Source organism: Odoribacter splanchnicus DSM 20712, from assembly GCF_000190535.1.
In the GTDB taxonomy this organism is placed as follows: domain Bacteria; phylum Bacteroidota; class Bacteroidia; order Bacteroidales; family Marinifilaceae; genus Odoribacter; species Odoribacter splanchnicus.
Genome location: NC_015160.1, coordinates 3,964,879 through 3,985,970 on the forward strand (window position 1 = coordinate 3,964,879; position 21,092 = coordinate 3,985,970).

18 protein-coding genes and 1 tRNA gene are annotated in these 21,092 nt (G+C 42.2%); 13 read left to right on the plus strand and 6 right to left on the minus strand.

Going from position 1 to position 21,092, the window contains the following annotated elements; translation table 11 throughout:
* The first annotated feature begins 14 nt into the window (after positions 1–14).
* Positions 15–1,373, plus strand: a complete 1,359-nt coding sequence (locus tag ODOSP_RS16775; RefSeq protein ID WP_013613483.1) for a porin family protein — start codon at positions 15–17, stop codon at positions 1,371–1,373.
* A gap of 116 nt (positions 1,374–1,489) precedes the next feature.
* Here ODOSP_RS16775 and ODOSP_RS16780 read toward each other — a convergent pair whose 3' ends face one another.
* Both ODOSP_RS16780 and ODOSP_RS19995 read right to left on the minus strand, forming a co-directional pair.
* Complete coding sequence (locus ODOSP_RS16780; protein ID WP_013613484.1) at positions 1,490–2,080, minus strand: 6-bladed beta-propeller; 591 nt, start codon at positions 2,078–2,080, stop codon at positions 1,490–1,492.
* Entirely contained in the window at positions 2,034–2,438 is a 405-nt protein-coding gene (locus ODOSP_RS19995; protein ID WP_013613485.1) for a hypothetical protein, read from the minus strand. The genes ODOSP_RS16780 and ODOSP_RS19995 overlap by 47 nt, the downstream gene beginning before the upstream one ends.
* A gap of 288 nt (positions 2,439–2,726) precedes the next feature.
* Between ODOSP_RS19995 and mfd the strand changes: the two genes are divergently transcribed.
* From mfd to ODOSP_RS16805, 5 genes are all read left to right on the plus strand, one after another.
* Positions 2,727–6,041 carry a transcription-repair coupling factor gene (mfd, locus tag ODOSP_RS16785; RefSeq protein WP_013613486.1) on the plus strand — a complete coding sequence of 1,105 codons (3,315 nt, stop codon included), beginning with the start codon at positions 2,727–2,729 and terminating at the stop codon, positions 6,039–6,041.
* 26 nt (positions 6,042–6,067) lie between these two features.
* Complete coding sequence (locus ODOSP_RS16790) at positions 6,068–6,802, plus strand: type III pantothenate kinase (protein WP_013613487.1); 735 nt, start codon at positions 6,068–6,070, stop codon at positions 6,800–6,802.
* Positions 6,803–6,916: 114 nt separating this feature from the next.
* Positions 6,917–8,242: a tetratricopeptide repeat protein gene (locus tag ODOSP_RS16795; protein WP_013613488.1), complete on the plus strand. Its 1,326-nt coding sequence runs from the start codon at positions 6,917–6,919 to the stop codon at positions 8,240–8,242.
* Positions 8,243–8,283: 41 nt separating this feature from the next.
* The gene (lptC, locus tag ODOSP_RS16800) at positions 8,284–8,835 is read left to right on the plus strand and encodes an LPS export ABC transporter periplasmic protein LptC (protein ID WP_228026209.1); all 552 of its coding nucleotides are present in this window, start codon (positions 8,284–8,286) and stop codon (positions 8,833–8,835) included.
* Complete coding sequence (locus ODOSP_RS16805; protein WP_013613490.1) at positions 8,832–10,085, plus strand: hemolysin family protein; 1,254 nt, start codon at positions 8,832–8,834, stop codon at positions 10,083–10,085. Before lptC ends, ODOSP_RS16805 begins: the two co-directional genes overlap by 4 nt.
* Positions 10,086–10,414: 329 nt before the next feature.
* Here the strand turns inward: ODOSP_RS16805 and ODOSP_RS16810 are convergent, their stop codons facing one another.
* Together ODOSP_RS16810 and ODOSP_RS16815 are read right to left on the minus strand one after the other, a co-directional pair.
* Positions 10,415–11,773 (minus strand): transposase, encoded by a 1,359-nt coding sequence (locus ODOSP_RS16810; RefSeq protein ID WP_013613491.1) that lies wholly within the window; start codon positions 11,771–11,773, stop codon positions 10,415–10,417.
* A gap of 232 nt (positions 11,774–12,005) precedes the next feature.
* Positions 12,006–13,043, minus strand: coding sequence for a mannose-1-phosphate guanylyltransferase (locus tag ODOSP_RS16815; RefSeq protein WP_022160637.1), 1,038 nt, complete (start codon positions 13,041–13,043; stop codon positions 12,006–12,008).
* A 258-nt stretch (positions 13,044–13,301) separates the two neighbouring features.
* Here ODOSP_RS16815 and ODOSP_RS16820 point away from each other — a divergent pair, with 258 nt between their 5' ends.
* Genes ODOSP_RS16820 through ODOSP_RS16835 form a run of 4 tightly spaced genes read left to right on the plus strand, consistent with a single transcriptional unit; the run spans position 13,302 to position 15,973 of the window.
* The gene (locus ODOSP_RS16820; RefSeq protein WP_013613493.1) at positions 13,302–14,039 is read left to right on the plus strand and encodes an MlaE family ABC transporter permease; all 738 of its coding nucleotides are present in this window, start codon (positions 13,302–13,304) and stop codon (positions 14,037–14,039) included.
* Positions 14,039–14,791 carry an ABC transporter ATP-binding protein gene (locus tag ODOSP_RS16825; RefSeq protein ID WP_013613494.1) on the plus strand — a complete coding sequence of 251 codons (753 nt, stop codon included), beginning with the start codon at positions 14,039–14,041 and terminating at the stop codon, positions 14,789–14,791. Before ODOSP_RS16820 ends, ODOSP_RS16825 begins: the two co-directional genes overlap by 1 nt.
* Positions 14,788–15,630 carry a DUF4296 domain-containing protein gene (locus ODOSP_RS16830; protein WP_013613495.1) on the plus strand — a complete coding sequence of 281 codons (843 nt, stop codon included), beginning with the start codon at positions 14,788–14,790 and terminating at the stop codon, positions 15,628–15,630. The genes ODOSP_RS16825 and ODOSP_RS16830 overlap by 4 nt, the downstream gene beginning before the upstream one ends.
* A gap of 10 nt (positions 15,631–15,640) precedes the next feature.
* On the plus strand, positions 15,641–15,973 hold the full coding sequence (locus ODOSP_RS16835; protein ID WP_013613496.1) for a hypothetical protein: 333 nt from the start codon (positions 15,641–15,643) through the stop codon (positions 15,971–15,973).
* 74 nt (positions 15,974–16,047) lie between these two features.
* On the opposite strand, the gene ODOSP_RS19010 is transcribed toward ODOSP_RS16835, so the two are convergent.
* Positions 16,048–17,574 (minus strand): PspC domain-containing protein, encoded by a 1,527-nt coding sequence (locus tag ODOSP_RS19010; RefSeq protein WP_013613497.1) that lies wholly within the window; start codon positions 17,572–17,574, stop codon positions 16,048–16,050.
* A gap of 8 nt (positions 17,575–17,582) precedes the next feature.
* Positions 17,583–17,921 carry a PadR family transcriptional regulator gene (locus ODOSP_RS16845; RefSeq protein ID WP_041557024.1) on the minus strand — a complete coding sequence of 113 codons (339 nt, stop codon included), beginning with the start codon at positions 17,919–17,921 and terminating at the stop codon, positions 17,583–17,585.
* Positions 17,922–18,217: 296 nt separating this feature from the next.
* Here ODOSP_RS16845 and gpmI point away from each other — a divergent pair, with 296 nt between their 5' ends.
* The 3 genes from gpmI to ODOSP_RS16860 all read left to right on the plus strand — a co-directional run bounded on the left by gpmI (position 18,218) and on the right by ODOSP_RS16860 (position 20,623).
* A complete protein-coding gene (gene gpmI, locus ODOSP_RS16850; protein WP_013613499.1) occupies positions 18,218–19,738 on the plus strand; it encodes a 2,3-bisphosphoglycerate-independent phosphoglycerate mutase in 1,521 nt (506 codons plus the stop codon).
* 95 nt (positions 19,739–19,833) lie between these two features.
* Positions 19,834–20,424 (plus strand): DUF3109 family protein, encoded by a 591-nt coding sequence (locus ODOSP_RS16855; protein WP_013613500.1) that lies wholly within the window; start codon positions 19,834–19,836, stop codon positions 20,422–20,424.
* A 123-nt stretch (positions 20,425–20,547) separates the two neighbouring features.
* A tRNA-His gene (locus ODOSP_RS16860) sits at positions 20,548–20,623 on the plus strand.
* The last annotated feature ends 469 nt before the right edge of the window (positions 20,624–21,092 follow it).

Below are 21,092 nucleotides of genomic sequence, written 5' to 3' on the forward strand. Positions count from 1 at the left end.
TAAAAATGAATCAGATGAAAAAACAAATATTTTTCCCCACCTTTTTGGTTGCGATCTTTTTATGGTCCGGGAATATTCAGGCTCAGGTTGAAGATGTGGCCAATCCGCTGTTGAAATATGTCAATCGGAACAATGGACTCAGATTTACTGCCGGAGGCCGTTTGTTTACCGATGTAGCTTATTATCATTCCGAATATACGCCGATGAAATCGGGGGCTGCTATTACCGATGCACGTATCCGTACTTCATTGAAATACAAACAATTCTATTTTTATGCCGATTTCGATTTTTCTAAAGGTTCTTTCAAACAGAAGAATATTTTCGGACAATACAACTTTAAAGAGAATTACCGGGGGGTACAGAGTGTGAAAGCCGGTTATTTTTGCGAGCCTTCTACGATGGCTTACAATACGAGTCTTTATAACTATCATTTTATTTCCCGTCCGGCAGTCGTCAATGCTTTGGCGCCTGGCCGAAGTCTGGGGATTACTTATAAGTTTTTCAATCAGAAGGTGTTGGCCGATCAGGGTATTTTTGCCGAAAATAAATACAATGATCAGATCAGCGGATTTCAGGGGTTTAGTCTGAGCGGTCGTTGGTTGTATAAGGTGATCAACGACGATTATATGACGCTGCATGTCGGATTGGGATTGCGTTACTCCCGGATAAATACCGGACGGGTAGTCGATGACGATGCTTTTAAAACTGAAGTAACTATAGAGTCGGCCATGGAGACTTATGTGGATGCGACTACAAAATTTCTGAATGCCGATGTCGCCTGGGCTAAGAATATTCTCGATCTGAATCCGGAACTCTTGTTTAAGACCGACCGTTTGTTCGTCCGCGGGGAATATCTGTATAAACGTTTGTACAAAGACCGGCCCGATTTTGAATTATTCACCAATCAACTGGGAGGAGTATGGAGTTGGACGACGCTGGATGCCTGGAAAGCCGGTAACCCGATCCGCAGTACCAAATTCGACGGTGGTTATGTAGAAGCCGGCTATCTGATCATGGGCAACCGTTATACCTACAACGACGAATACGGTTTACTGGACGGTATGAATGAAAAGAATTCGCTGGAAATCGTCGCCCGTTATAGCATTGTCAATCTCAACGATATCAATAAAGGAGATTTTTTCCTGATCGGAAAGCATGTTTTCTACCCGGGCGGAGTCGTTTCGGATTATCCTCCTGTCTCGACGAGTATCGGAGGGGGTAAAATGCAGGCGGCTACCGTCGGTTTGAACTATACACTGAATCAGTATATCAAGGTGATGGGGGAATACAAATACAGCCGTTTGAGTAATGTGTATTATCCGATGGATAAGAATTTCCATGAATTGCAGATGCGGTTGATGGTTTCGTTTTAGTTTTACCGGACAGCAATGATAAAAATCAGCGAGATACTGTCAGGAAACAGTATCTCGCCAAAATATACTTTTTAAGGAATGCCTGTCTGGATTTTTGCCTTATTAGCCTCCTTATGTTAAAATGATGTATATAAAACAGAAACAGGATCTCCGGTGACTGTAAATGCATTGACGGCCGGTGGGGTTATGTGATAAAAGGTTAGGTCGTCTTTATAATGATTATTGTTTAAAATGATTTTTTTCCCCGACTTTTTGAAATAATAGACCAAAAACGGCATATCATCTAAAGCTTCACATTCAAAAATAAAATGGATATACTTGTCATTTTCGTAATAACGATTCATGTGTGCTATATCCGGTTGTAGAAAATATATACCTTGAGGTGTTTTTTCTAATTTGCCATTATACGCGAACTCTTGAAAATCAATGTATCGGGCTGGGATTAATTCTTGCTCTGTAACTCTGTATAGCATTTGTTCAAATTCTCGCTGCCATAATATTTCATTATTGCATTTGGTAAATGGTTTTAGAGGCCGGCAGTTGTAATGAGGGGTGTATTTTAAGTATGAGTTAATCCGTTTTTTATTGCGATAATCCCAAAGTATGATTTGGTCTTCAAATGCTGCTCCATTAAAAATAAGTATCGAATCATTTAGTATTTCAAAAGAGTCGGCAAAAAAAGGTAATTCTTGCAGAGCAATTGGCATCCCGTTTAATTCCTGATCCTTCGCAAATCAAATCCAATGGCTTGGTGCTAAATTTGACTTTATAACAAGCATTTGAGCCTTGTCGGGTAGGAGTACACTGTTCTAAATTACCATCGGCACGGCATTTCAAGGAAAATCCTGATTTGTTATTGGGACATGTACAGCTTACTGATTTTAGTTTATCTCCTTTGTTGTATCCTTCATCTTGTGCCAGTGCTTCTACATTGTAGCCAAGCATTTGTTGTAAAAAATTATTAGAGCGATCAAAACTAATAAAACTTATGATTTGGCTTAATAATGTAGCTGTTATTAATATTAGAAAGTAGCAAGACGAGTCGTTGGGTATAAAGTCTTTCAACCATCTATTTTTTCTTTTTTAGTTTAATATTGTTTGTCATAACAAAAATATATTAATTTTAAGAAAAAACAAAAAATATTCTTAATTATTTCAAATATTGAAATCAAGTATTTTTTGTCCCTATTTGTAATATGGGAAGTAACTGTATCACGCATTCTGTTCCGCAATAGGTTTGTTGTATACAGTATGGATGTATCCTGTTTTCTAAGGGAATCTGACTTTTTATTTTTTTGCTATGTAAGTTTTGCTACATTATTTTTACCTTTGTCGAAATCAATTAGAAGAAAATTGAACACAAAGGATTTACTGCAAAAATATCTCTCTGCCCGGGCGGTGAAAAAGTTAACGGAGCTGTTAACTACCCGTAGTGACCGGAAATACAGACTTGTCAACAATGCCGGTTCGGTGACTTCCCTGATTGTCGGAGCCATGCGTATCACCCGGCCGGGGTTGCGGGTCGTTGTGCTGAACGACCGGGAAGAAGCTGCCTATTTTTATAATGATATATTGGCTTTGGCCGATGAAAAACAAATCGCCTTTTTGCCTTCTTCTTATCGCAGGATGATTAAAGAGGAAGAGAAAGATAACGATTCGGTCCTGGTGCGTACCGAAGTGCTGAATAATATCCGGAATGGCGAAGTCGATACTTTGATTACTTATCCGGAAGCATTGGCTGAAAAGGTCGTCGACCGGGAAGTGCTTTCCCGCATGTCGATGGTGGTGAATCAGGGAGATGCCTTATCGATTTCTTTCGTCGAAAATCTTTTGGTAGAATACGGGTTCGAACGGAATGATTTTGTCTATGAACCGGGACAGTTTTCGATCCGGGGGAGTATTGTGGATGTGTATTCTTTTGCAGAAGAACAGCCGGTCCGGATAGATTTTTTCGGAGATGAGGTCGAATCGATTCGTTTTTTCGATATCGAGACCCAGTTATCCGATAAAAAGACCGGGAAAGTATCGATCGTTCCTGATCTCAGTGGCAAAACAGAGGCCGGAGGATTTAAACATACGGACTTGAGTTCCTATTTCTCTGTTAAACCGGTCTGGTGGATCAAAAATGGGATGTTCCTTCACGATAAAGTGAAAGCTTTATATGCCGAAGCCGGGGAAGAGCTCGTCACTTCTGCCGAAGGACTGATGAATTATCTCGAAGATTGCCATGTGGTGGAATGGGGACCGGATATGTATTTCCGGGGAGAAACGATAGACGTAGCCTGTGAACCTCAGCCTCCGACCAACAAGCATTTCGATTTGCTGGCAGAGACTTTGCAATCCCGCCAGGCCAACGATTACCGGTTGTATATCTGTTCGAACAATGAAATGCAAATCCAGCGTATCCGGGATATTTTTAAAGATAAAGGATACGAAATCGGTTTTACCTGGCTGGAAGGCGTAATACATGAAGGATTTTCGGATTCGAATGAAAAGATTTGTGTTTATACGGAACATCAGATTTTCGATCGTTATCATAAATACCGCCTGCAGACTACCCGGATCCGGCAGGGGAGGGAATCGATCACCCTGGGGGAATTGCAAAATTTGCATCCGGGGGATTATGTCGTGCATATCGACCATGGGATCGGACGATTCGGCGGACTGGTCAAAATCAACAACGATGGTAACGAACAGGAAGCGATCCGGCTGGTATATAAGAATAATTCGGAATTGTATGTCGGATTGCATTCCCTGCATAAAATATCCAAATATAAGGGGAAAGACGGTGTTCCTCCTGTCGTGAACAAATTAGGAGGAGATGCCTGGAATAAACTTAAACAGAAGACTAAGTCCCGGGTAAAAGATATTGCAAGGGAGTTGATCGCCCTCTATGCCCGCCGCAAGAAAGAAGCTGCTTTTGCTTTTTCTAAAGATAGTTATTTGCAGGAAGAAATGGAAGTGTCGTTTATGTATGACGAGACTCCCGATCAGATAAAAGCGATCGAAGCGGTAAAAGCCGATATGGAAAAACCTCAGGTAATGGACCGCCTGATCTGTGGAGATGTGGGATTTGGGAAGACTGAAGTTGCAATCCGGGCCGCTTTTAAGGCGGTGGCCGATAGCAAACAGGTGGCTGTCCTGGTGCCGACGACTGTTTTGGCTTATCAGCATTACCATACTTTTTCCAGGCGGCTGGAAGGCATGCCCTGTCGGGTGGAATATATCAGCCGGATGAAGAAACCCGGAGAAATTAAGAAAATCCTGAACGATCTGAAGGAAGGCAAAGTAGATATCATAATCGGTACCCATCGGCTGACCAGCAAAGATGTCGTATTTAAAGATCTGGGATTGTTGATCGTCGATGAGGAACAAAAATTCGGAGTCGGGGTAAAGGAAAAACTGAAGACCCTGAAATTGAATGTAGATACCCTGACTATGACGGCGACTCCGATCCCGCGTACTTTACAATTTTCATTGATGGGAGCCCGCGATATGTCGATTATCCGTACTCCGCCGCCCAACCGTTATCCCATTGTAACGGAATTGCACCGTTTCGACGAGCAGCTGATCAAAGAGGTGATTCTTTATGAAATGGCCCGTAACGGTCAGGTGTTTTTTATCCACAACCGGGTCGAGACCATCCGGGATATTCAGGGCATGCTGCAACGGATTGTCCCGCAGGTGAAAACCTGTGTTGCACATGGACAAATGGAAGGCGAAGAACTTGAAAAAGTGATGCATGATTTTGTCCGGGGCGATTACGATGTTTTGATCGCTACGACTATTATCGAGTCGGGGCTGGATATTCCGAATGCCAATACGATGATCATCAACCAGGCCCAGAATTATGGGCTTAGTGATCTGCACCAGCTGAGAGGCCGGGTGGGACGTTCGAATAAAAAGGCTTTTTGTTATTTATTGACCCCTCCTTTGGATACGGTTAATTCGGATGCCAGGCGCCGGCTGAAAGCGATCGAAGATTTCAGCGGTTTAGGAAGTGGTTTTAATATAGCGATGCAGGACCTCGATATCCGCGGGGCCGGGAATATCCTGGGAGCGGAACAGTCGGGATTTATTGCTGAAATCGGTTACGAAACCTATCAGCGTATATTGAATGAAGCTCTGCTGGAATTACGCGAAGAAGAGTTCCCTGGAATGGAAACGCCTCCGACCGAACAAAAGCAGGCTTACGTTGCCGATTGTGTGATCGAATCCGATTTCGAAGTATTGATTCCGGATACCTATGTGGAGAATATCAGCGAGAGGATCCGGCTGTATCGGGAGTTGGACAATATTCCGGATGAGGCCGGCCTGGAGAAATTCGGGCAAGAGCTGAAAGACCGTTTTGGCGAAATTCCGGCACAGGTGACCGGATTGATGGAAATTGTGAGGATGAGACGCCGGTGTATGGATTTAGGGATCGAGAGATTATTGGTGAAGAATGGGAAAATGATCATGTATTTTGTCGGCGAACAGACTTCTCCTTTTTATCAGTCGGCCTTGTTTGCCGCTATACTGAGGTTTGTGCAGCTGCAAATTTTGCCTTGCCGGTTCAGTGAAAAAAATAATAAATTATCGCTCGTGTTTACAGAAATTACGAATATTATGAAAATGTCGCGTTATGTGCGGGAGATGTGGGAGAAAACAGAGGCAGGTAACAGATGATAGATCAGAGATTTGAATTTTAGGCAATGAATTTGGTAATCGATATCGGGAATACCCGTAGTAAATATGCTTTTTTTCAGGAAGACCGGCTGATCGGGGTAAACTATCGGTTGGATTCGATTCTTGAAGACATTCGGGTATGGAAAGAAAAAGGGGAAAAGGTTTGGATATTTCTTACCGGAAGTGGTCATATCGATTCCGAAATGCAGCTGGCTATAAAAGAGCAAGCCGATTACTGGCTGGAAGCTTCGCCTGCTTTGGAGGTACCGTTGAAAATCGGATATGCTACTCCCGAGACCTTGGGATTCGACCGGATCGCTATTTGTGTCGGAGCAAAGAGTTATTACCCGGGGGCTTCCCTCTTGGTGATCGATTCGGGTACCTGTATCACTTATAATTATGTCTCGGCCGAGGGCGTGTTTCTGGGAGGAAATATTTCTCCCGGATTGGAAATGCGTTTCAACGGACTGCACCGGTTTACAGCCCGCCTGCCTTTGGTGACACCGACAGAAACCTATGGAGGAATAGGACAGTCGACAGAAGAAGCTATCCGGAATGGCGTGATGTCTGGTATGCTTTTTGAGGTACAACAGTATATAGAATGCTTTCTCGGACAATACCCGGAAGGACATGTGTTGATTACGGGGGGAAATGCACATTTTTTGGAAAGACATCTGACTCCGGATATTTTATTTTGTAAATATCTTAGTTTTGTAGGATTGAATGAGATCTTGAAATATGTTAAAAAGTCGAACTATTAGCTAAAATACAGGTGTTCCCTGTATATTAAAAGAAAAATAGTGATATTTTTGCAGAGTAAGCTTAGATAAGTAACTAACAAAACATTAAATACATCGGTTAAAAAAGATAAGATCATGAAAAAGATTGTGGCTTTAGCATTCGGTATTTGTCTTATGGGAGGGGCAGTCAGTGCGCAGACACTCGACTCCAAATACGGACTGGATAGTGTGAAAACGTTGGAGAATGCTTCTATTTATTCAGAATTTCTTAAACAAAAAAATTATAAGGAAGCTTTGCCTGCCTGGCGGTATGTTTTTAATAACGCTCCCAAGTTTCAGATGCTTACTTATACCAAAGGGGAAGATCTGTTGATCAATATCTATCAGCAGACAAAAGATAAGACTTATGTGGATACCTTGATGATGTTGTATGATCAATGGGCGAAATATTTTGGGGATCATCAAAGGTATGGAGAAGGTTATATTTTGGGAAAGAAAGGGGCTACTTTATATCGTTTCGGAGGGGATGATACTAAAAAAACAGCTTTTTCTTATTTGGCTAAATCATTCGAGCTCGAAGGTAATAAAACTCACCCGATCACGGTGCAAACCATGTTTTTCGGAGCCGGGGATCTGCTGAAAAAAGGAGAACTGTCGAAAGATGAATACATCGCTCTTTATATGAAAGTTTCCGGTTTTATCGATGATGGAATCAAAAATGCCAAACAACCCAAAACGGTTGAAGCGTTCAAAACGATGAAGGGGAATGTGGATGCTATGTTTTTCAATGCCGGTGTAGCAGATTGTGAAACCTTGAATAACTTGCTTTCTGCAAAATACGAAGCCAATAAGGAAGATGTCGCTAACTTGAAAGAGGTGGCTTCTCTGTTACGGCGGAGCGAATGTGTCGATTTGCCTTTATATGCAACTGTAGCTGAGCAATTGTACCAATTGGATCCGACTGCTGATGCGGCTTATAGCTTGGCTATCATGTTCCTGAAACGTCAGGAATTCGATAAAACCGAAGGTTATCTGAAAGAAGCGATCGCGAAATCCGAAGATAACGAGGCTAAAGCTGAATATTACCTGAAAATGGCTCAGTTGCAATTGGCTAAAAAGCAATATCAGGCGACTAAGACTAATGCGCTGGAAGTGCTGAAACTTAATCCGAACAACGGAACCGCATTGATGCTGATCGGAAAAGCCTATGCCAATTCGGCCTCCAATTACGGTGAAGACGATTTTGACCACGCATCCGTATTCTGGGCTGCTGTCGATAAATTCCAAAAAGCAAAACAAGTGGATCCTGCTATGACAGAAGAAGCGGATAAATTGATCGGAATTTATTCCCAACATTTCCCGAGTAAAGACGAGGCTTTCTTCCGTAGTGTTACCGATGGAGCAACCGTTAAAATCGGTAGTTGGATCAACGAATCGACCAAAGCACGTTTCAGAAAATAGTAAGTCGTATATTAATGAGTGTTTCTTCACGTATACTTTATATGAAAAGCATTATTGTTCTTCTGGGAGCAATAATGCTTTTAGCATGTAAAAATGATATCAAAGAAGTCAATGCATTGGCTGAGCGGGAGAAACGTCCCGATATGACCGGTGAAAACCTGGAATTGGTCTATTCCGATTCTGCCCGGATCAAATACAGGGTATTGGCCCCGGAATACATAAAAGTAAATAGGGAAAAAGAAAAATATGAAGAGTTTCCGAAAGGAATCCATGTACTTTCTTATGATCCTGCAGGAAAGATGATCGGTTCGATTAAAGCGAAATATGCCAAAAAGCTGGAAGATGAAATGCTTTGGGAGGCGCGTAATGAAGTGGTGATAATCAATGCAGAGGGGAAAAAGCTCGAAACCGAATTACTCTATTGGGATATGAAAAAAGAATTGATCTATTCCGACCGTTATGTCAAGTTGAGTGCCGACGGACAAATTATCGAAGGTAATAACGGCTTCCATTCCGATCAGAATCTGAATCATCCGGTGTTTGAGAATATTTCAGGTAGTATCGAAGTTGAAAAGCAACAACGTAAGCAATGACAGCAACCCTTTCGGTGATATTGATTTGTCTTCTGTTATCTGCATTCTTTTCGGGAATGGAGATCGCTTTCCTGACTTCTAATAAATTACGGATCGAGATCGATAAGTCTAAAAAAGGAGTCACTCAGGCTCTCATCGATCTGTTCATTTCGCATTCCGGGATGTATATTACGACTTTATTGGTAGGTAATAATGTCGTCATGGTGATCTACGGTATTTTTATGTCCGATCTGCTGGTCAAACAGTTCGAATTTTTACATTTATCGATCGGGGTCGAACTGTTTGTCGAGACCCTCGTTTCGACTCTGATCATTTTGGTTTTTGCTGAATTTTTGCCGAAGACCGTATTCCGCTTACGGTCTAATCTGTTTTTGAAGTTATTTTCTGTTCCTGTTTTTTTGTTTTATCTGTTGTTTTTTCCGTTGTCTTATTTTTCGGTGTGGTTAGGAGGATGGTTGCTGCGGATTTTTACCGGACGGAAATTAGGGCATAAAGAACCCAACCGGGCTTTTGGAAAAGTAGATTTGAACAACCTGATCGAGGAAGGAGAAGTCAATGCTCGGCAGGAGGAGGAAATGCACGAGATCAAACTTTTTCGGAATGCACTCGATTTTTCCGAAGTGAAGCTGAGGGAGTGTATCGTTCCCCGCCCTGATGTCGTAGCCTTGTCTATCGACAGTTCGATCGAAGAGTTGACCCAACTCTTTATCGATACCGGATTGTCCCGGATTTTGATTTATAAAGAAAGTATCGACGATATTATCGGTTATGTTCATATATCGACTCTTTTCAAAGATCCTCCGACGATTGCCAAAGCGTTGAGCCGGGTATTGATCGTACCTGAGACGATGTCTGCACAACGGCTGTTGAATTTGTTTATCCGGGATCAGAAAAGTGTTGCCGTTGTCGTCGATGAGTTCGGTATTACGGCCGGGATCGTTACTATCGAAGATATTATGGAGGAAATTTTCGGAGAGATTGAAGATGAACACGATCACCTCAATTTGAAAGAAGTGATGATTTCCGAACAAGAATATATTTTTTCAGGACGTTTGGAGGTGGATTACTTAAATGAAAAATATCACCTGGATCTGGAAGAGCGTGAAGAGTATGAAACGCTTGCCGGTTTGGTGTTGTATTTCAATCAAAGTATTCCTCAGGAAGGGGAAACTATTGTTGTAAATAATTTAACATTTAAAATATTGAGTGTTAAAAATGCAAGAATAGAGGAAATCAAAGTGTGTATGTGATTTTTTATCTTTTTTGCCGTAGAATGCTAAATATAGGTTAGGGGGAAAGGGAATGTGCATTAGGTGTTGTTTTCCTGATGAAAAAATGAAATTTTCGAATACGAACAAGACCTGTGGAATTAGCATAAGGCGGCCGTTCGGAAATAGGTAGGGATATTCAGTAAATGTCCCTATAAAATACAATGGCATATGAAGATGCCCCAGTATAATCACTTCATATGTCATTTTTATTGTCATTTTTCTGTATTTTCCCATATACTCTTATAGGCAGGACATGACGTTCCGGAAGAAGTCTGACGACCTCTTCTGATTTTTTCGTTAAAATCATATCATGCTGCTTTCAGCGCTCTGTTCCTGACCTTATCTATCATCAGTATGGCATTTGCCGTATGTATTCCAAAGAAAATCCAAAGGATTTCCGTTTTCCTGTTCCGTGCCTTTATCCTTGAGAGTGAGTAATGTTGCTTTTGAGTGCCGAAGCTGCCTTCAAGCCTGGTGGCCCTTTCTTTGGAGAGTTCACTTCTGAGAACCTTTCTCAAGGATTCATCCCTGGCCGCCCTTCCCTTGCGTACAAAGGATGTTGATATTCCATATTTTGTACAGAACTTTCGGTTGGCATTATTGGCATATATGGAATCGGCAGCCACGCATCTTATCCTCACATTCATGAGCTTCTGCTGCATGCGGATACAGTCCTTCAGGCGTATACCTTCGTTGAAAGCCTTGAACGAAAGATGTTCGATGAACGATATGCCGTCTATCTGTATGTTGTTGACCTTCGCACCGAACTCGACGGACTTTGTTTCCTTGCCTCTTACAATGGGACGTACATAATGACGGTCAATGCTGACGATGCGGTCCCTGACCTTCTTCCCTACAAACATTTCCTTTTCCTGTACAAGAACCTTTCTGATGATGGGAAGACGTTTCTGGTAATCCTGGGTATAGCGGAGTAAGGTTCCGTACTCTCGATGAATCTCATCCCTCTGTATGAGGAGCTTTTCAAGAAGCCTGATCATACGACGCCTGAGCATTCTTGTCCTCGAAGCCTTCCTTTTTCTTTTCTTGCAGTAGGACAGATAGGACTCCGCTACATTCCTGTATTTGTTGCGGGGACGTCTTATGCCAGGTTCCACACAATGCCTGCAAATATATCTATAGAGCCATTCAAGGCTTTCCCAAAGGAGTTTCATGTCAGTAGGATAACGCATATGGCTTTCATAGCATGTGGCATCGGCCATACAGACGTGAAGGCTGTCAAGATAGGGTTTCCAGTGTGAAGCCAGCACTTCCTGGAGGGAATCAATATCAAGACGGGACGCTATCTCATTGCGGATAGCACTGACTATCTTGTAGTTGGTTATGGGGAAGGACGGATTTATCATAATCCCGCAGAACATCTGGTAGTGTATGTTCCCGTTCAGATGTTCCACCAGCTGCCTGTCAGAGAATCCGGTGTATGCCTTCAGGACCATAAGGGCAATCTTTGCGCAGGGACTGAATATATTCCTGCGCCCCAGATGCTGGTCCGACAAGCCCACAGTCTTTGCTATATGCTCAAATGGAAATACCGAATGAAGCCTGCCAAGCTCACTCTCATGAAAACTTTTGCGGTATCTTTCCAGAATATCAAATTCTGTAAACCCCAAAGTAGGGTGAATTTCTGAAATATTTTGTATCTTAGCCATATCTTAGTCAGGGTATTTCCCCCGTTTTGGCTGCCAAACCTTATTTGCGGGGGAATACCTAAAGATACAAAAAAGCCAACTAATTCGCAATATTTTATGTATGAATTAGTTGGCTAATTTTATAGTATTTACTGAATGTCCCTAGGTAAATGAACTCAGATCGGTGAAGCTGATAGGCTGATTCATTAGGATCGGATGCTGGCTTCACCGATCTGAGTTTAAGTGGTCACCCTCATTTTTTATGGCGGAAAAACTTTTCGAAGCGTTTGATTTTATCTTCGTCTTTGCGGTGACAAATCATCAGGTAGTTGTCTTTTTCAGCAATGATCAGGTTATCGACGCCCTGAACGACGACATTTTTTCGGGGAGGAACGTTCACAATACAGTCGTTCGAATCGTTAAGCACCACTTTATCCGAATTGGTGACATTGTTGTGGTCGTCTTTATCACAAAGGGCGTGAAAAGCATGCCAGGTACCGACGTCCGACCAGCCGAAATTCCCTTTTAATACATAAACATGTTGTGATTTTTCCATAATACCGACATCGATCGATACATTGTGGCATTGCCCGTATACACTCTTGATGAAAGCAGGTTCGGCCGGGGTATTCAGTTTACATTCCGTATTGAAAAGGGCGTGCAGATCGAACATATGGGTCTTGAATTCCTGGATGATATCCTGAACACTCCAGATAAAAATACCTGCATTCCACAAAAACTCATCGGAATCGAAAAACATATTGGCCAGTTCTTGGTTGGGCTTTTCGGTGAAAGTCTTGACCTGTGATATTTTTTGTGTATTGTCTTTCGATTTCACCTGAATGTATCCGTATTCTGTCTCGGCACGTGTAGGAGTGATGCCGATCGTGAGCAGTCCCTTTTGTTTCTCGATAAAAGATAACCCCTCCTGGATGTCGTTCAAATAAGCCTGATCGTTGCTGATAAAATGGTCGGAAGGGATAGTGACGATATACGCATCCGGATTCAGACCTTTGATTTTATAAGCGGCATAAGCGATACAAGGGGCGGTGTTTCTGACATAAGGTTCCTTCAATATATTGGAATCCGGTATTTCCGGGAGTTGTCTTTTGATGATATCTTCATATTCTTCTCCGGTGATGATAAAAATACGATGATTGGGGAAAATCTGGGAAATACGTTCGTAAGTTTGACGGATAAAGCTCTTTCCACAGTGCAGGATATCAGAAAATTGTTTGGGACAACGGCGGTTACTTACCGGCCAGAAACGGTTTCCGATACCCCCGGCCATAATTAAGCAGTAGGAATTTGGATTCATTCGTAGTTGTATATTTAAAGTTCCTCTTTTTAAAATAGCTTTCAAATAATATACCAAATATACTACTTTTTTCAGAATCCTGAAATTATTCCGCCGATTCCCCTTTGAGATAGCTTTTATTCCCTGCCGCAGTACCGGATTTGAGCCGATTTAGGAACTTTATGAGAGTAGGAACGCGTAAATCCATGAATAATTTATATTTTTACCTTGTTTTTCTTAACCGACAGGAATATGAAGTTTTTATATAAGCTGGGTAGCTATCTTATTTTTATTAGAAAAGCCTTTTCCCGTCCGGAAAAAAGAAGTGTCTATACTAAAGAAGTAATAGTTGAATTTGAAAAGTTAGGCTTGAATTCAATTGTCTTAGTAGTGATTATTTCTTTTTTTATCGGAGCGGTGCTGACTTTGCAGACTGCTTATAATATGCAGAGTCCATTATTGCCCCGGTATTTGATCGGTTACCTGACCCGGGAAACGATGTTGCTGGAATTTTCATCGACGATCGTCAGCTTGATTTTAGCCGGTAAAATCGGTAGTAATATCGCTTCCGAGATCGGGAGTATGAGGATTACCGAGCAGATAGAAGCTTTGGAAACCATGGGAGTCAATTCGGTTTCTTATTTGGTGGGACCGAAGATCTTGGCTTCTCTGGTGATTAATCCGATCCTTTATATCTTCAGTGTTTTTATCGGTATTTTAGGGGGAATCATTTCCGGATTGATCAGTGGAGTTGTCAATTTTGAAGATTTTGTTTATGGCCTTCATTTTTCCTTCAATCCTTACTATGTGACCTATTCGATCGTAAAGACCTTGTTCTTTGCTTTTATATTTACCTCAATCCCTGCTTTTTATGGATATTACGTCCAGGGGGGAGCCCGGGAAGTCGGTAAAGCCGGGACGAAAGCTGTGGTCGATAGTAGTATCGCTATATTGACCGCTAACCTGGTATTAACTCAAATTATGCTGTAATGATACGTGTTGAAGCTTTGGGTAAATCTTTCGATAATAAGAAGGTATTATCGGACATCGATATCACTTTCGAAGCCGGTAAAGTGAATCTGATCATCGGGAAAAGTGGGTCCGGTAAAACGGTCTTGCTGAAATCCCTGATCGGCTTGCATTCGGTTACGACCGGTCATATTTATTACGGTGACCGCGATTTGACGACGATGAATTCCAAACAACTCAAATCTTTGCGGGAAGAAATCGGAGTGGTGTTTCAGGGAGGGGCTTTGTTCGATTCACAAACGGTATTGGAAAATGTGATGTTTCCCCTCAACCTGTTTTCCGATCTTTCCTACGAGGAGAAAAGAGAACGGGCACTCTTTTGCCTGCATCGGGTGGAACTGAATAAAGCCGAAGATCTGTATCCCTCGGAGATCAGTGGAGGTATGAAAAAACGGGTGGCTATCGCCCGGGCTATTGTTCTGCAGCCGAAATTTTTGTTCTGTGACGAACCTAACTCGGGTTTGGACCCTTTGACTTCTATCGTTATCGATAATTTGATCAGCGAGCTTACCCATGAATATAATATGACGACGGTCGTCAATACACACGATATGAATTCTGTTTTCGAAATCGGGGAAAAAATCGTGTTTATTCACGAAGGACGCAAGGAATGGGAAGGTTCGAAAGAGCAAATTGCACATACGGATAATCCGTATCTGAATGAATTTATTTTTTCTTCTCAGTTGTTTAAGCTTATAAAAAAAGATTTATGATATCATTTATCCGGAAAGGAATACTAATCATCATGGCGTGTGTGGGGGGAATCATTGGAGGTTGTGAATCTAAAAAGGTACCTTTGAATAAAGAGCAGTTCACAAACCTGCTGATCGATTTGCATAAAGTCGACGGAACCTTGTCGGTGTACCGGGGAATAGGGCAGGGATACAATGAACTGAAAAATTATGAATATTACAACGATGTATTCCGGAAATACCATATCGACAAAGCGGAATTCGACTCTTGTTTATATTATTATTCGGCTCAGACGGTCCTGTTTTCGAAGATGTATGACGTGGTTATCGATAGTATACACCGGCAACTGACAGCTATTGAAAAGGTGCTCAATGAGTTGAAGTCGAAAGATTCTGTCAACTATTTCCCGTTGGTGGATACCTTAAAATTGGATAGTGTTTTCACGATAACCGTCGATAGTATTGTTCCGGGATTATATAAATTCGGAACGACGATTCATTTCGATTCTCTCCAGAATACCCAAAACCGGCGGATTCGCTCGTATTTTCTTTCTGCCGACGGTAACGATACTTTACGGGTGAGAGATCTGGTGGTCGATTTCGATACGTTAAAACGTAGTTACAATTGGTCGCAATATGCCGATTCGGTGTATAACCGGCTGGTGATTACTTTCCTGGATACGATGCCTCCGGCAAAATATATCAAACCGGTGAAAGGTAAAAAAACTCCTCCTGCTAAAAAGGAAAAATTGGTAAAATTGGACGAAATGGGAGGGGAAGCCTGGGGTACTTATCTTTATCGGCCTTATGTTTCCCGGGAAACGGAGAAAAGGCTGAAACAAAGTTTGCGAAGACGATAAATACCGTTTGATGAGAAAGATTGCTGCTAATTATATCTGTTTGCCGGGATTTCCATTGGTGAAGAATGGATATGTGATTCTTGAACAAGGACGGGTGAAAGATGTGGTCGATACAGGAGGACGAATTCGTGAAATACAAGGGTTGGAGTTTTATGGTGGATTGATTGTGGCGGCTTATGTGGCGGCTTATCAGGGAAGACTCGAAGAAGGAGATTTGCTTTTACCCTGGTTGGACGAGATCTATCGTCGGGGAGGAAAAGAGTATCAGGGAGTGGGAATTTGGGAAGGTGCCGATTTATTGAAGCTAACCTGGACAAACAAGACGAAATTTCGTTTATTATAAATGAGGGGCCGAAAGTCGGTTTCCGGACTTTTGGTTCCCCCCATTCATCGGTTAAAATCAGTGAGAAAATTATTTCATTTCACTATCTCCAACAGTCCGTTTTTCATGACAGTGGTATAGTTTTTCTTATATCCCTGGAAAGGAATACAGGAATGAATGATATTATTTCTTATTTTATTACTTCCCTGGATGACCAGGGTATCTCCTTCAGGAATCCGGATAGTGACCTCTACTTCCTGCCCTTTCCAATGAGGGGGTTGTATTTTGAAATAATTGTCCAGGGTCAGTTCGTTTCCATTTTGTTCCCAATGGTATCGGATGGTATTCAATGGCCTGAAATGATCCGGGGTACGGATACCTCTGATTTTTTTCTGAATCGTCAGGGAAGGCCGGGAAAAAGTACTTGGAGTCGCACGGATAAAAGTTTTGAGATAGATTTCTTTGGGAGGAATACTGTCGAATGCCAGTATATTTGCAAAATATCTGTTCGTATGGATGATGTTACTATTCTCGCTGACCTGAGGCAGATCATCGATCTTCAGCAGGTATTTATGCGAGGTCGTGTCGGTAGTGATAAAAGGATGTCCCTCCGTTTCTTCTGTGACATCACTATAGCTCAGACTTTGCTGTATCGTGATGATGATACCTGCGAATCCGGCAAGAAACCAGCAACCGATTGCCGTTAGAAGGAAAATCTTATTCCAGTTGAACTGGAATAGATAACGGGCCGAGATATAGATGATCAGTAATAAAGGGATATTCAGGGTGAGTAAAAGGATGATTTTCAAAGTCAGTAATAGCTCTGACGATATGGAGCTGCATAGAATATGATAAATGCTGAAATTTGTAACGCTTTCGGGATACAGCAGACACCAGAAAACCAGGATAAACAGAAAGGTTCCTGCCAGCAATCCCACGACAGACAACACACTGAACACGATCTTAAGGCATTTCCTTAAAATAGTGTTCAGTTTCTGAAAACAGGTTTTAGCACCGTTTTCTATTCCGGTGAAGAATTTTTGGATACCGGAGTTTTTTTTTAGATCATCATAGGTATCCCGGATATTTTTCTCGATATTGGAAACATTGATTTTTTCTCCTTTCATTTCCATTTTTTGCCTGGCGGTCACAGCTGCAGGTGTGGCGATCCAAAGGATAATATAAACTAGGATCGTTACTCCGTAGAAAAACGCTAACAAGACAAAAGCAATTCTTATCCATACCACCGAAATATCGAAATAAGCTGCTATTCCTGAAGCTACGCCCCCCAGAACAGATTCGTCGGTATCCCGGTATAGTTTCCGTTTTATCGGTTCTGTGCTCTTGTCCGTATCTTCGTCGATGATTACATCAGGACTACCCATGATCCGAATGATTTGGTCGATATCTTCCATGGTAACCACTTGTTTGTATCCTTTACCGAGCGCTTCTTTCAGTAATTCGGCGATCCGGCTTTCGATATCGGCCATGATTTCCCGGCCGTCTTCTTCTTTCAGATAATGACTTTCCAGGGTGTCTATGTAAGATTGGAGTTTCAGACAAGCATCGTCGTCGATACAAAATACCTGACCGTTGAGATTGATGTTGTATGTTTTTTTCATGATGTTTGTTATTGAGGTGTATGTGGTGCTTTTAGGATTTCGATAGCTGTCGTCAGTTCTTCCCACGAAGTTTCCAGGGCTTGCAGGAATTGACGTCCTTGTTCGGTGATGTTGTAATATTTCCGGGGAGGGCCCTGTGTCGATTCTTCCCAGCGATAGGCCAGCAATCCGGTGTTCTTTAATCGGGTGAGCAGAGGATAAACGGTACCTTCTACCACCAGCATTTTCGAAGCTCTCAGCTTATTGATAATGTCCTGGACGTAGGCGTCGTTTCGGGCGATGATCAGTAAAATGCAGTACTCGAGTATCCCCTTCCGCATTTGAGCCTGTGTGTTTTCTATGTTCATAAGCGCCTCTTCTTTGGTTTTACGGAACAAATATATGGATTAATATAGTATTATGCAATACATAGTACTAAAATTTTTATAAATATTTGTTTGGGATAGTACCTTACAAAGATTAGGGCGTTTTTGAGTATAAACCGTTTGAAAAAATTTGAATTGCCAGAGTGACGATAAAAACGTTTCCGTAAAAATTATTCCGCTAAAAATCGGTACTTTCGGGAGAAAGTCGGGATAATAAATTAACTTTGTAAACAAATGATTGTAGTGATTTTAAGCAATAACAATAAATAAAAACAGATATGAATAAAGTATTATTGATGATTTTAGACGGTTGGGGAATCGGGAAGCATGATAAGACGGATGCTATTTTTAATACCCCGACTCCTTTTATGAATTCATTGTCGGAAAAATATCCGCATGCTCAATTACTGACTTGTGGAGAAAATGTCGGTTTGCCGGATGGCCAGATGGGTAATTCTGAAGTCGGCCATTTGAATATCGGTGCCGGACGGGTGGTGAATCAGGATTTGGTACGGATCAACAAAGCGTGCCGGGATAATTCGATTATGCAGAATCCCGAGATTGTGAAGGCTTTTACTTATGCCCGTGACAATAAAAAACAAGTACATTTTATGGGCTTGGTATCGGATGGTGGAGTACATAGCTCTTTGGAGCATCTGAAGAAACTATGTGATGTATCTAAAGAATTTGGAATAGCCAAAACTTTTGTTCACTGTTTTATGGATGGCCGGGATACCGATCCGAAAAGCGGACTGGGATTCATAAGAGAATTGAAGGCTCATATGGACAAATCGACCGGACGGATCGCTTCTGTCATCGGTCGTTATTATGCTATGGATCGGGATAATCGTTGGGAGCGTGTAAAGGAAGCCTATGATTTGATTGTGAATGGAATCGGTACTCCTACGCAGCATGTGGAGGTAAGTATCCAACAGTCTTATGACGAAGGGATTACCGACGAATTTATCAAACCGATCGTACATGTCGGAAGCGACCGTCGGCCTGTGGGTGTGATCGAACCGGGTGATATGGTGATTTTCTTCAACTACCGTAACGACCGCGCCAAAGAATTGACTATTGCTTTGACCCAACGGGATATCCCCGAACAGCAGATGAAGAAAATGCCTTTGTATTATTGTTGTATGACTCCTTACGACGCTACTTTTGAAGGTCTGCATATTCTGTTTAATAAAGAGAATGTAGAGAATACCTTGGGAGAGGTGATCAGTAAGGCCGGTTTGAAACAGTTGCGGATTGCCGAGACAGAGAAATATGCTCATGTGACCTTCTTCTTTAACGGAGGACGTGAAGCGCAGTTTGAAGGTGAAAGCCGGATTTTGGTGCCTTCGCCGAAAGTGGCTACCTATGATTTACAACCCGAGATGTCGGCTCCTGAAGTGGCGGAAAAATTAGTAGAACAATTGAATGCTAAATCAGCTGATTTTGTCTGCCTGAATTTCGCTAACGGAGATATGGTGGGACATACCGGTGTGTATGCAGCGATCCAAAAGGCAGTAGCAACGGTCGACCGTTGCGTCGAAAAGGTTGTGACTGCCGCTCAGGCCAATGGTTACGATGTATTGATTATTGCCGATCACGGAAATGCCGACAATGCTGTCAATCCCGACGGTACTCCGAATACGGCTCATTCGCTGAATCCGGTGCCTTGCATTTGGGTGACCGACGAAAAGGGAAAGGCTTTGAATAACGGTGTTTTGGCTGATGTCGCTCCAACCATCCTGCAGATTATGGGAATTGCCCAGCCTGCAGAAATGACCGGAAAAAGCTTGATAAAATAACAGGAATAAATGATTTATAAAGTCTGTCAAGTTTGTAAACTTTGCAGACTTTATGAATATGATAAACAAAACCATATAGTTGTCGGTTTTCGACTATGATACAGATAGAGGATACAATCGTAAGTTTCGATATTTTTGTAAAAAAGTTTTGTTGTGATTTAGCGCAGTGCAGGGGAATTTGTTGTGTCGAAGGAGATTCGGGGGCCCCTTTGGAAGAGGATGAGCCGGTGCGGATCGAGACGAACTATGAAAATATCCGGGCTTATATGAAACCCGAAGGGATTGCAGCTGTTAAGGAACAAGGTTTCTCGGTGATCGATCAGGATGGGGATTTGGTGACCCCATTGATTCAAGGGGGAGAATGTGCTTATGCCATAGAAGAAAAAGGAAGTTGTTGGTGTGCGATCGAAAAAGCCTGGTCTGAAGGGAAGTGTGATTTTCGTAAACCGATTTCTTGTCATTTATATCCGATCCGGGTGACAAAATACGAAGGATTTGAAGCGCTGAATTACAACCGTTGGGATATTTGCGGATGTGCCCGGCTAAAAGGTGAGCAAGCAGGTATGCCGTTGTATCGTTTTTTAAAACAGGCTTTGATCGCTCGGTATGGTGAAGAATGGTACGAGCAGTTGGAGTATGCCGCCCGTGAGATTGAAGCTGGAAATATAGAAATCCCTCCTCGGTAAATACTTGAATGCAAGTTTATTGTTTTGGATGGAACGACTAAAACTGAATTTTAGACATTTTTTTTGGTATTTTGTTTGCAGAATAACAGATTCTCCTTATCTTTGCAAGCGCAAAAGCAAAATGGTGGATGTAGCTCAGTCGGTTAGAGCGTCGGATTGTGGTTCCGAAGGTCGTCGGTTCGAGCCCGATCTTCCACCCTTTAACCACAAAGCAGTTATTCGAAAGATAACTGCTTTGTGGTTTTCAGCTTATCCGGATTAAGGAACTCCGAACAACGTGTAGAAAAGGTTAATGACCATACGATACAGGGATGGATGCGTTGTACTCCTGATGGAAAGGAATCCGTGGTTTCTATGCCCGGAAAGTAGCGGAGTATTGCGAGAATTCGATGAAAAAATTCGGAAACGGGGAACAGGGATTCGTATCCGGGAATTTATCCGACCCCCTGGAATAGGCTTATTTAGATTGGAGTACGGGTAAGTTATGGGAGAGTCTGGGAGACCAGGATAAAGCCCGGGCCTATATCGGAAAAGTCAGGCTTACCGGAATGTCTGGAAGTCCGAAGTGCGCTGATTTCAGGCCCGTCAGAATAAAGATCGATGACTGAACTGGCAGGGAAAAACGGTAGGGACAAGGTTGTGTCGAGAGTAATCCGTTTCAGCAAGGT